Source organism: Streptomyces sp. NPDC059695 (assembly GCF_042733785.1).
GTDB lineage: Bacteria > Actinomycetota > Actinomycetes > Streptomycetales > Streptomycetaceae > Streptomyces.
This window is the reverse complement of the sequence record NZ_JBHWFF010000040.1, coordinates 46321-57228: the sequence shown is the minus strand read 5'-3', so window position 1 is coordinate 57228 and position 10908 is coordinate 46321. Positions and strand designations below refer to the sequence as shown.

The 10908-nt window shown below is 73.6% G+C and carries 10 protein-coding genes; 4 read left to right on the top strand and 6 right to left on the bottom strand.

Going from position 1 to position 10908, the window contains the following annotated elements; all coding sequences use genetic code 11:
- Window positions 1-200 precede the first annotated feature (200 nt).
- Together ACFV2S_RS33135 and ACFV2S_RS33130 are read right to left on the bottom strand one after the other, a co-directional pair.
- Window positions 201-671, bottom strand: a complete 471-nt coding sequence (locus ACFV2S_RS33135) for a nitroreductase family deazaflavin-dependent oxidoreductase (RefSeq protein ID WP_385567865.1) — start codon at window positions 669-671, stop codon at window positions 201-203.
- Entirely contained in the window at window positions 672-2054 is a 1383-nt protein-coding gene (locus ACFV2S_RS33130) for an acyl-CoA dehydrogenase family protein (RefSeq protein ID WP_385567860.1), read from the bottom strand.
- Between the two features lie 106 nt (window positions 2055-2160).
- Here ACFV2S_RS33130 and ACFV2S_RS33125 point away from each other — a divergent pair, with 106 nt between their 5' ends.
- The 3 genes from ACFV2S_RS33125 (at window position 2161) to ACFV2S_RS33115 (ending at window position 5397) form a co-directional block, all read left to right on the top strand.
- On the top strand, window positions 2161-3324 hold the full coding sequence (locus tag ACFV2S_RS33125; RefSeq protein ID WP_385567856.1) for an acetyl-CoA acetyltransferase: 1164 nt from the start codon (window positions 2161-2163) through the stop codon (window positions 3322-3324).
- 154 nt (window positions 3325-3478) lie between these two features.
- On the top strand, window positions 3479-4744 hold the full coding sequence (locus ACFV2S_RS33120) for an FAD-dependent monooxygenase (protein ID WP_385567852.1): 1266 nt from the start codon (window positions 3479-3481) through the stop codon (window positions 4742-4744).
- Window positions 4741-5397, top strand: a complete 657-nt coding sequence (locus ACFV2S_RS33115; protein WP_385567849.1) for a pyridoxal 5'-phosphate synthase — start codon at window positions 4741-4743, stop codon at window positions 5395-5397. The genes ACFV2S_RS33120 and ACFV2S_RS33115 overlap by 4 nt, the downstream gene beginning before the upstream one ends.
- Window positions 5398-5400: 3 nt before the next feature.
- Here the strand turns inward: ACFV2S_RS33115 and ACFV2S_RS33110 are convergent, their stop codons facing one another.
- The 4 genes from ACFV2S_RS33110 to ACFV2S_RS33095 form a co-directional block, all read right to left on the bottom strand.
- Window positions 5401-7281, bottom strand: coding sequence for an AMP-dependent synthetase/ligase (locus tag ACFV2S_RS33110; protein ID WP_385567846.1), 1881 nt, complete (start codon window positions 7279-7281; stop codon window positions 5401-5403).
- A 108-nt stretch (window positions 7282-7389) separates the two neighbouring features.
- Window positions 7390-8022 (bottom strand): TetR/AcrR family transcriptional regulator, encoded by a 633-nt coding sequence (locus ACFV2S_RS33105; RefSeq protein ID WP_385567843.1) that lies wholly within the window; start codon window positions 8020-8022, stop codon window positions 7390-7392.
- Window positions 8023-8124: 102 nt separating this feature from the next.
- Complete coding sequence (locus ACFV2S_RS33100) at window positions 8125-9471, bottom strand: dicarboxylate/amino acid:cation symporter (RefSeq protein WP_385567840.1); 1347 nt, start codon at window positions 9469-9471, stop codon at window positions 8125-8127.
- Between the two features lie 358 nt (window positions 9472-9829).
- Window positions 9830-10096, bottom strand: a complete 267-nt coding sequence (locus ACFV2S_RS33095; RefSeq protein WP_383786901.1) for a DUF4229 domain-containing protein — start codon at window positions 10094-10096, stop codon at window positions 9830-9832.
- 135 nt (window positions 10097-10231) lie between these two features.
- Here ACFV2S_RS33095 and ACFV2S_RS33090 point away from each other — a divergent pair, with 135 nt between their 5' ends.
- The gene (locus ACFV2S_RS33090) at window positions 10232-10765 is read left to right on the top strand and encodes a GNAT family N-acetyltransferase (RefSeq protein ID WP_385567835.1); all 534 of its coding nucleotides are present in this window, start codon (window positions 10232-10234) and stop codon (window positions 10763-10765) included.
- Window positions 10766-10908: the final 143 nt, after the last annotated feature.

The window sequence follows — 10908 nt, the reverse complement described above, 5'->3', positions numbered from 1 at the left end:
CCCACCCGGCCGGTGGCCCCGGGGGGGGGGGCCCCCCCCCCCCCCGCCCGGCGGGGGGCGTCGCCGTGTCCGGGGCCCGGGCCGCCCCGCGTCCGGGAACGGACCTCCGCCGCCCGGCTCACCCCCGTACCGCCCGACTCACCCCCGTACCGCCCGGCTCACCTCCATACCCGCCCGGCTCACCTCCGTACCCGCCCGGCTCACCTCCGGGTCAGCCGGAAGAGCCGGATCTCGCGCTCGATCCGGGCCTGGTACGTGGCGTAGGGCGGCCAGAACTCCAGCGCCGCGCGCCAGGCCTCCGCCCGCTCCTCCCCCGCGAGCAGTTCCGCCCGTACGGGTACGTCCTCGCCCCGCCAGTTGACCTCGACGTCCGGATGGGCGAGCAGGTTCGCCGTCCAGGCGGGATGCCCCGGACGGCCGAAGTTGGAGCCGACGAGCAGCCAGCGGCCCTCCCCCTCCGGCATGCAGGCCAGCGGCGTGACCCGCGGCTGCCCGCTCCTCGCTCCCCTGGCGGTGAGGATCACCCCGGGCAGCATCCGCGCGCTGAGCAGCACCTTCCCCCTGGTCAGCCGGTGCACGGCCCGGTCCATGGCCGGGATGACGTGGGGGGCGACCCTGGCGAAGGTCCGGGTCGAGGACACCTTCTGCACGAGCTTCCGTCCGGCGGGCATCTACGCCGCCTCCTCTCCGAAGAGTCCGGTGCGCTCCGCGGCCCGGGCGCGCAGCCGCCGGGCGGGGCCGAAGAGCAGTTCGTCGGAGGCGGCCCGCTTGAAGGAGAGGTCGTCCCTCGGGTCGGCGCCGTGGAACTGGAGGACCTCCCCCGCGGTGGCGCGCAGGGCCTCCAGGGCGTGGGCGAGGGCGAGGGGTCCGCCGTCGGGCCCCGGGCCGGGTTCGCGGGCCGCGCAGTAGGTCAGCGCGCGGGCCGCCTCGACCTGGACGTGCAGCTCGGCGAGGCGGTGCCGGGCGGCGTGGCGGGAGCCGGCGGAGGACGGGACGGACGGCGCGCGCCCGCCGAGGTGCCCGGCGGCGCGGTCGAGGGCGGCCGCGGCGGCACCGACCGCCTCGGCGGCCAGCATCACGGCGGCGGTGCGGCCGGTGGCGGCGAGCGCCCCGAGGACGTCGGCGGATTCGTCGCCGAGGAGTTCGGCGGCGGTGTCCCGGAACTGGACCGTGGCCTGGTTGCGGGTGGGGTCGAGGGACGGTTCCCGGGTCCGTACGAGCCCGGAGGCGTCCGCGGGGACGAGGAGGAGGAGCGTCCGGCTGCGGGCGAAGCCTCCGGCGTGGGCGGCGACGAGGAGCAGTCCGGCGCTGTGTCCGTCGATGACCCGGGTGGCCTCGCCGTAGAGGCGCCAGCCGCCGTCCGCCGCACGCGTCGCCTGGATGCCGCCGGCCCGGCCTCCGCCGGACCAGTGTCCGGCGGTGTTGTCGCCGGTGAGGCCGAGGGCGTGGGCGATGCCGGCGGGGACGGCGAGGGCGCAGGTGAGGCTGCCGTCGGCGACGCGCGGCAGGAGTGCGGAGCGCTGGGCGGGGGTGCCGAGGGCGGCGAGGAGCGGTGCGGCGAGGACGGTGGTGGCGAGGAGCGGGGAGGGGGCGAGGGCGCGGCCGGTCTCCTCGCAGGCGAGGGCGAGCGCGGCGGGGCCGTGGCCGGCGCCTCCGTACTCCGTGGGGAGGGTGAGTCCGGCGAGGCGGAGGGCGTCGGCCATGCGCGCCCAGAGCGCGGTGTCGTAGCCCTCGGGTCCCGCGGTGGCCGCGCGGCGGACGTGGGGCCCGGCCCGTTCGGCGAGCAGGTCGCGCAGGGGGCGGCGGAACTCCTGCTCCTCGGCGAGCGGGGCGGCCGGCCCGGGAGTGGGCGGCGGCTGGGCCGGGGCGGCGAGGGGCTCCCCCGCCGGGGCGGTGGGCGGCTCCCCCGTCGGGGCGGTGGGCGGCTCCCCCGTCGCGGCGGCGGGCCGGGCGGTGCTCGGATCCCCCGCCGGGGCGGTGGGCGGTCCCGTCGGCGGGGCGGTGGGCGGTTGCGCTAGCGGGGCGTCGAGCGCAGCGGCATCGGCGGCGTCCATGGAGCTCCCTCCGTATCTGACGGTGCGTCATGCTAGGGCGGGGCGGGGCCGGTTGCCCAGAGAAGCGCCGGTCCCGATTCAACAAATCTGATGTACCGTCAGATTCATGCCCACCACCACGCGCAGCCCCCGCCGCGTCGCCGTCGTCGGCGTCTCCCTCTCCGACTGCGGCCGGGTCGACGAGGCCACCCCGTACGCCCTGCACGCCCAGGCCGCCCGGCGTGCCCTCGCGGACAGCGGCCTCGACCGCTCCCTGATCGACGGCCTGGCCTCCGCGGGCCTCGGCACGCTCGCCCCGGTCGAGGTCGCCGAGTACCTGGGCCTGCGCCCCCGCTGGGTGGACTCGACCGCCGTCGGCGGCGCCACCTGGGAGGTCATGGCCGCGCACGCCGCCGACGCGATCGCCGCGGGGCACGCGAACGCGGTCCTGCTCGTGTACGGCTCCACCGCCCGCGCCGACATCCGGGCCCGCCGCCGCACGGCGAACCTCTCGTTCGGCTCGCGCGGCCCGCTCCAGTTCGAGGTGCCGTACGGGCACACCCTCATCGCCAAGTACGCGATGGCCGCCCGCCGCCACATGCACGAGTACGGCACGACCCTGGAGCAGCTGGCGGAGGTGGCCGTCCGGGCGCGGGCGAACGCGGCGCTGAACCCGGAGGCGATGTTCCGCGAGCCGGTCACCGTCGACGACGTCCTGGCCGGGCCGATGATCGCGGACCCGTTCACCAAGCTGCACTGCTGCATCCGCAGCGACGGCGGCTGCGCGGTGCTGATGGTGGCCGAGGAGTACGTCCAGGACTGCCGCACGGCCCCGGTGTGGGTGCTCGGGACGGGCGAGCACGTCTCGCACACCACGATGTCCGAGTGGGAGGACTTCACGGTCTCCCCGGCGGCCGTCAGCGGCCGGCTGGCCTTCGAGCGGGCGGGCGTCCGGCCCGCGGACATCGACGTGGCCGAGATCTACGACGCCTTCACCTACATGACGCTGGTGACCCTGGAGGACCTGGGCTTCTGCGCGAAGGGCGAGGGCGGGGCGTTCGTCCAGGAGAAGGACGGGCTGCCGGTGAACACGGACGGCGGCGGGCTCTCGGCCTGCCATCCGGGGATGCGGGGCCTGTTCCTGCTGGTGGAGGCGGTCCGGCAGCTGCGCGGGGAGGCGCCGGGGCTCCAGGTGCGCCGGGCGGACGGCTCCCTGCCGGAACTGGCCGTGGCCTCGGGGACGGGGGGCTGGTTCTGCTCCTCGGGGACGGTGGTGCTGGGCCGCGACTGACGGGCCGGCCCCTCGGGGGCACCGGTGCCGGGCGGTGGACGACCGGCCACCGAAGAGATCTATACAAGCGTCATAGACAAGCGTGTAGGACATCCGTATAGTCATGTCCGCGGGCAGGGGAACGGCCCGCAGACACCCGACAAGGAGTCCTGCCATGAGCACCACGACGCCCACCGCCGCCAAGACCGTCCTGATCTCCGGCGCCTCGGTCGCCGGCCCCGCCCTCGCCCTCTGGCTGCACCGCTACGGCTTCGCCCCCACCGTCGTCGAACGCGCCCCCGAACTCCGCACCGGCGGCTACAAGGTGGACATCCGGGGCACCGCGATCGAGGTCTGCCGGCGGATGGGGATCCTCGACGAGATCCGCGCCCGCTCCACCGACATGCGCGGCGGCTCCTACGTCGACGACGCCGGCCGCACCATCGGCGAACTGCCCGCCGACATCTTCGGCGGCCGGGTCGAGGAGGACGACGAGATCATGCGCGGCGAACTCGCCCGCATCCTGTACGACCGCACCCGCGAGGACGTCGAGTACGTCTTCGGCGACTCGATCGCCGCCCTGGACGAGGACGCCCACGGCGTCACCGTCACCTTCGAGAGCGGCACCGTCCGCCGCTTCGACCTGGTCGTCGGCGCCGACGGGCTCCACTCGAACACCCGGAAGCTCGCCTTCGGCCCCGAGGAGCGGTACAAGCGCCACCTCGGCGCGTACATCTCCATCTTCACCGCTCCCAACCACCTCGGCCTGGACCGCTGGGAGACCTACCACGCGCTCCCCGGGAAGCTGGTCTGCGTCTACAGCTCCTCCGGCGAGACCGACGCCAAGAACCTCTTCGTCTTCTCCTCGCCCGAACTCCCCCACGACCCCCGGGACGTCACCGCCCAGAAGCGCGCCCTCACCGACCGCTTCACCGGCGACGGCTGGGAGATCCCCCGGCTCCTCGGACACGCCGCCGAGGCCGACGACTTCTACCTCGACTCCATCGCCCTCGTCGAGATGGACCGCTGGTCCCGCGGCCGCGTCGTCCTCCTCGGCGACGCCGCCCACTGCGCCTCCCCCGCCTCCGGCCAGGGCACCGGACTCGCCCTCACCGGCGCCTACGTCCTGGCGGGCGAACTGGCCCGCGCCGGCGGCGACCACACCGTGGCCTTCGCCCGCTACGAGCGGCACATGCGGCCCGGCGTCGAGCAGAACCAGAAGATGGCCGAGGGCTTCGTCAAGGAGATGACCGTCGCCTCCCGGTGGAAGATCAAGCTGCGCATGTTCATGGTCCGGACGCTGCCGAAGACCCCCTGGAAGAACCTCATCGCGAAGAAGATCCGCGACGACATCCAGTCGGCGGCCCGCGCGGTCCCGCTCGTCGACTACGCGGCACCCGCCGCCGCCGGCACCACCGCACGCCCTACCGTGGCCGCATGACCGACTTCCACCGCGCCCTCCACTCCCTCCGGGTCTGGGACACGGAGCTCCCGTCCTTCGACCCGGCGAGCGCCCCGCCCGAGCCGCTCCCGCTCTTCCACGACTGGTTCACGGCGGCGGTCGCGGCCGGCCAGACCGAGCCGCACACCCCCTCCCTGGCCACCGCGGACGAGGACGGCAGGCCCGACGTCCGCACGGTGATGCTGCACGACGCGGACGCGCGGGGCTGGCACTTCGCCTCGCACGCCACCAGCACCAAGGGCCGCCAGCTCGCCGCCCGCCCCGAGGCCGCGCTCGGCTTCTACTGGCCGGTCCAGGGGCGCCAGGTCCGGATCCGGGGCCACGTCACCACCGGCACCCCCGAGGAGGCGTACGAGGACCTCCACGCCCGCACCACCGGCGCCCTCGCCGCGGCGCTCGTCGGCCGGCAGAGCGAGGTCCTCGACTCCCCCGGCACCCTCGCCGAGGCGAGCGAGGCGGCCTGGCACCGGGCCGAGGCGGAACCGGACGCCCCCGCCCCCACCTGGACCCTGTACGTCGTCGAACCGGCCGAGGTCGAGTTCTTCCAGGGCGACGGGCGCCGCCGCCACATCCGCCTCCGCTACCGCCGCACGGCGGCCGGGGAGTGGACCCGCGAACTCCTCTGGCCCTGAGCCCTATTCGGCCCCGGGGCCGTACATCTCCTCGATGTCCCGGGCGAAGTCCCGCAGCACCGCGCGCCGTTTCAGCTTCAGGGACGGCGTCAGATGCCCGGAGGACTCCGAGAACTCGGTGTTCAGGACCCGGAACGCCCGGATCGACTCGGCCCGCGAGACCAGCCGGTTCGCGTCGTCCACGCCCCGCTGGAGCGCGGCCAGCAGTTCCGGGTCCCGGGCCAGCTCCCAGAGCGCCAGATGGTCCTTGCGCCGCATCCGCCGCCAGTGCGTCAGGCCCTCGTGGTCCAGGGTGACCAGGGCCGTGACGTACGGGCGGTCGTCGCCGACCACCATGCACTGGCCGACCAGCGGATGGGCCCGCAGCCAGTCCTCCAGCGGCGCCGGGGCGACGTTCTTGCCCGCCGACGTGATGAGGATGTCCTTCTTCCGTCCGGTGATCCGCAGATAGCCCTCCGCGTCGAGCGAGCCCAGGTCCCCGGTGGGGAACCAGCCGGCGTCGGTGTACGGCAGGGCCACCCCGCGCCGCGCGTCCCAGTACCCGGCGAAGACGTGCGCGCCCCTGAGCCAGACCTCGCCGTCGTCGGCGATCCGGACGGCCGTGCCCGGCAGCGGCCAGCCGACGGTCCCGGTGCGCGGCCGGCGGGGCGGGGTGACCGTCGAGGCGGCCGTGGTCTCCGTCAGGCCGTACCCCTCGAAGACCTCGACGCCCGCGCCCGCGAAGAACGCGGCGAGCCGGGCGCCGAGCGGGGAGCCGCCGCAGATCACGTACCTCACCCGGCCCCCGAGCGCGGCCCGGATCCGCCGGTAGACGAGCGGGTCGTAGAGCGCCCGCGCGGTCCGCAGGACGAGCGAGGGCGAGGCCTCCTGCCCGTACCGGCGGGCGACCCGCGCGGCCCGGTCGAAGGCGGCGGCCTTCCCGCCCCGCTCGGCGGTGGCGCGGGCCTTGTTGAAGACCTTCTCCAGGACGTACGGGATGGCGAGGAGGAACGTGGGCCGGAAGGCGGCCAGGTCGGCGAGGAGCTCCTCGCCCTCGACGGAGGGCGCGTGCCCGACCCGGACGCGGGCCCGGACGCAGCCGACGGAGACCATCCGCCCGAAGACGTGGGAGAGCGGCAGGAAGAGGAGGGTGGCGGCGGGCTCCTTGCTCTCCGAGACGAAGACGGGGTGGAGGAGCCGGACGGCGTTGTCGACCTCGGCGAAGAAGTTGGCGTGCGTGAGGGCGCAGCCCTTCGGCCGGCCGGTGGTGCCGGAGGTGTAGATGAGGGTGGCGAGGGCCGCCGGGGTGAGCAGCCCCCGGCGGGCGGTGACGGCCTCGTCGGCGACCCGCGCGCCCGCCCTGCGGAGCTGGTCGACGGCGCCGGTGCCGAGGACCCAGAGGTGGGCGAGGCCGGGCAGCTGCCGCCGCTCGGCCGAGACGATCCGCGCCTGCTCCGGGTCCTCGACGACACAGGCCGCGGCCCCGGAGTCCTCGAGGATCCAGCGGGTCTGGAAGGCGGAGGAGGTGGGGTAGACGGGGACGGTGACGAGCCCGGCCGCCCAGGCCGCGAAGTCGATCAGGGTCCACTCGTAGGTGGTGCGGGCCATGAGGGCGAGCCGGTCGCCGGGGCGCAGGCCGGAGGCGATGAGGCCCTTGGCGACGGAGTGCACCTCGGCGGCGAACCGTGCGGCGGTGACGTCCTGCCAGACCCCGTGCCCGTCCTTGCGGGAGAAGAGGACGGCTTCGGGGTCCTGCCGGGCGTTGTCGTAGGGCAGGTCGGCGAGCGAGCCGCGGGCCACCCGGGGGACGAGCGGGGGTACGGAGACCTCCCGCACCCGCCCGTCCACCACCACCTTGTGCGGCTCGACCGGCTCGGCCCCTGATGCGGCGGTGACGACGGACACGTGCGGCTCCTCGGTCTGCGCGATGAACTGAGGTCGTGCGTCGGTACGTTGCGCGCTACGGTGCGTCAACAGCCTTGACTAGCCGGTAACCTTACTGCGCGGTAAGGCTCAACGGGGAGACCAGCGCTCGCTTTTCATGAGGTTTCCGAGCCCGGCCCAGGCGAAGTTCATCAGCGTCGCGGCGGCCTCCTTGGCCGTCACCCCGGGGGTCTCGTTCGCCCAGCCGGCCAGCGACTCGGCCGCGCCCACCAGCGCCTGCGCGAGCGCGTCGACGTCCCGCGAGGAGATGCCCACGTCCGCCGCGGCCTCCCCGATGAGACCGGCCACGAAGCCCACGATCTCGTCGCGCATCCGCGCCGCCTCCCCGGCGAACGGCTCCCCCTGCGTCCGCGCCTGCCGGCTCAGCACCACCCACGAGTCCGGGTGCTCGGCGGCGTACGTGAAGAAGGCGAGCAGCCCCGCCCAGAGCCGCTCGTCGGGCGGCACCTCCGGCCCCCCGACCCCGGCGGCGACGGCCGCGAGCAGCGCCCCGGCCTCCCGCCGGATGACACGGGTGAACAGCTCCTCCTTGGAGCCCAGGTACAGATAGACCAGCGGCTTGGAGACCCCGGCGAGCTCGGCGATCCCGTCCATGGACGCCGCCTGGTACCCCTGCCGCGCGAAGCACCGCACGGCCGCGTCCACCATCTGCCGCTCCCGCACGGCCCGCGGCAACCGCCGCGCCTTCTCCCCACCGGCCATGACGGCCCACCCCTGCTTCCAAGATCCTCTGGACGCCCCGCGAAAGCGTACGCGCCCCCTGCCCGGAGGGGGCAGGGGGCGCGGATGCCGGTGCGGGGGGGGTCAGGCGGCGGCCGTGACCGCGACCTTCTGGTCCGTCTCGCCGATCTCGACCAGGTCGTCGATCGGGGAGGACGAGGCGTTCTCGTACGCGGTGTGGTCGAGGATCTTCTCGCGGGCGGACACGATGACCGGGATCAGAGCCTGGCCCGCCACGTTGGTGGCCGTGCGCATCATGTCCAGGATCGGGTCGATCGCCATGAGGAGGCCGACGCCCTCCAGGGGGAGGCCCAGGGTGGAGAGGGTCAGGGTGAGCATGACCGTCGCGCCGGTGAGGCCGGCGGTGGCCGCCGAGCCGATGACCGAGACGAAGGCGATCAGCAGGTAGTCGCCGATGCCGAGCTGCACGTCGAAGATCTGCGCGATGAAGATCGCGGCGAGCGCCGGGTAGATCGCGGCGCAGCCGTCCATCTTGGTGGTGGCGCCGAACGGGACGGCGAAGGAGGCGTACTCCTTCGGGACGCCGAGGCGCTCGGTGACCTTCTGGGTGACCGGCATGGTGCCGACCGAGGAGCGGGAGACGAAGGCCAGCTGGATGGCCGGCCAGGCGCCCTTGTAGAACTGGAGCGGGTTGACCTTGGCGACCGTGGCGAGCAGCAGCGGGTAGACGCCGAAGAGGACCAGGGCGCAGCCGACGTAGATGTCGGCGGTGAAGGTCGCGTACTTGCCGATGAGGTCCCAGCCGTAGTCGGCGATGGCGAAGCCGATGAGGCCGACGGTGCCGAGCGGGGCGAGGCGGATGACCCACCACAGGGCCTTCTGGAGGAGCTCCAGGACCGACTCGGAGAGCGTGAGGATCGGCTTGGCGCGGTCGCCGAGCTTGAGGGCGGCGATGCCGGCGACGGCGGCCATGAAGACGATCTGGAGGACGTTCAGCTCGGTGAAGGGCGTGATGACGTCCGTCGGGATGATGCCCGTGAGGAAGTCGATCCAGGAGCCCTCGCGCTTCGGCAGCTTGCCGTCCTGCGGGGTGAGGCCGGTGCCGGCGCCCGGGTTGGTGATCAGGCCGATGGCGAGGCCGATGGCGACCGCGATCAGCGAGGTGATCATGAACCAGAGCAGGGTGCGGGTGGCGAGCCGGGCGGCGTTGTTCACCTTCCGCAGGTTGGTGATCGAGACCAGGATCGCGAAGAAGACGAGCGGTGCGACGGCCAGCTTGAGCAGCTGGACGAAGATGTCGCCGATCTGGCCGAGGGTCTCCTTGAGCCAGGAGACGTCCTGGCTGCGGGCGACCCAGCCGAGCAGGGCGCCGAGGACCAGACCGACGATGATCTGGGCCCAGAAGGGGACCTTGGGTATGCGCGAGGAAGCCGGGGACTTCGTCTCGGACGCGGACGCGGACGCGGACACAGACACACTCCACAGGTGCGTATCGGGGAATACGGGGACGGGGGTGCGGCACACACGCGCTCGGGCGCGGGCCGCTGCATGATGCCGGATCAGAGCGCGCGGCAACAGACCGCGGACATACAGCGGCAGAGATCGACGTGCAGGCGCGCCACGAGCGGGGTGCTCGCGGCATGAGAGGGGCGCACTGCTGTCTTCATGTCGAACACGTTAACACTTGAACTTTGAGAACCTCAAAGCCATTCTTTGGGTCACCGGGGCGTCCTTCCGCCTCCGAAACGCAGAACACCCCAGGCCGGAGCCTTGGAAGGCTCGGCCCGGGGTGGACGTCTGTGAGGAAGCTTACGCGGCCCCTACACGGCTACAGCGCGTCCTCCTGGGTCCGGTTCGCGTCCAGCCGGCCCTTCGCGCGGTCGACCTTCGCCACGATCTCGGCACTCGCCTGGTCACGCACCTTGCGCAGGAGGACGAAGCTCAGCGGGGCGGAGATGACGATGGAGAGGACGAGCACCCAGAGCAGGTTCGAGTCGCCCAGGCCGCGCGGCAGCACGCCGGCGTAGACGAGACCCCACAGGGCGAGGAAGCACCCGGCGAAGATCCCGAGCCGCATCAGCGTGTAGCGGAGCATGTCAGTCCACTCTTCCGTTCCGAAAGATCCCAAAGTTCCCCTGAGGGACGAGCGTCCTCCAGTGAAGCACGCGGCGGCGGGCGACCCGGGACCGGGCCTCTTGAGCACCTCGAAAGTAATGGATAGATTAGCTCTATGACCCTTACGTTCGAGGTGGACCCGGCCGTCGACCCGGCCCTGCGCGACGGTGTGCTCTCCCTCTGGGCCGACGTCTCCAACGCCGGCGGCGCCGTCGGCTTCGTCCCCCCGGTGACCCCCGACGAGATACGCCCCGCGCTGCTCAGGCACCTCGTCGCGATGACCGAGGGCGGCACCCGCCTGCTCGTCGGCCGCGACGAGGACGGCCGGGTCGCCGCCACCGCCTTCTTCACCTTCAACAGCCACCCGCTGATGACCCACTGGGTGTGGCTCTACACGGTGATGGTCCACCCCCGGCACCAGGGGAAGGGCTACGGCCTCGACCTCATGGCGGCCGTCGAGCGCACCGCCCGCACCGCCCCGGGCTTCGAGGCGGTCGAGGCGATCCGGCTGACCTGCCGAGGCGGCACCGGCGTCGACGGCTTCTACGCCCGGTCGGGATACAAGGAGGTCGGCCGCGTCCCCGACGCCATCCGGGTCGCCCCCGGGGACGAGCGCGACGACATCATCATGCTGCTGCCCCTGCGCTGAGGCGGCGGGACCCGGGACGACGGAAGGGGGGGGGGGGGGGGGGGCCCCCCCCCCCCCCCCCCACCCCCCCCCCCCCCCACAAAAACACACAACACACCAGCAACCGCGCGCACCCAGCCGCGCCACGAGACACGCCGATAAGA

Coding starts and splice junctions, on each gene's coding strand:
- ACFV2S_RS33135 (WP_385567865.1), bottom strand. CDS start 671: ATGCCCGCCGGACGGAAGCTCGTGCAGAAGGTGTCCTCGACCCGGACC.
- ACFV2S_RS33115 (WP_385567849.1), top strand. CDS start 4,741: ATGACCGACTTCCACCGCGCCCTCCACTCCCTCCGGGTCTGGGACACG.
- ACFV2S_RS33130 (WP_385567860.1), bottom strand. CDS start 2,054: ATGGACGCCGCCGATGCCGCTGCGCTCGACGCCCCGCTAGCGCAACCG.
- ACFV2S_RS33095 (WP_383786901.1), bottom strand. CDS start 10,096: ATGCTCCGCTACACGCTGATGCGGCTCGGGATCTTCGCCGGGTGCTTC.
- ACFV2S_RS33105 (WP_385567843.1), bottom strand. CDS start 8,022: ATGGCCGGTGGGGAGAAGGCGCGGCGGTTGCCGCGGGCCGTGCGGGAG.
- ACFV2S_RS33120 (WP_385567852.1), top strand. CDS start 3,479: ATGAGCACCACGACGCCCACCGCCGCCAAGACCGTCCTGATCTCCGGC.
- ACFV2S_RS33125 (WP_385567856.1), top strand. CDS start 2,161: ATGCCCACCACCACGCGCAGCCCCCGCCGCGTCGCCGTCGTCGGCGTC.
- ACFV2S_RS33090 (WP_385567835.1), top strand. CDS start 10,232: ATGACCCTTACGTTCGAGGTGGACCCGGCCGTCGACCCGGCCCTGCGC.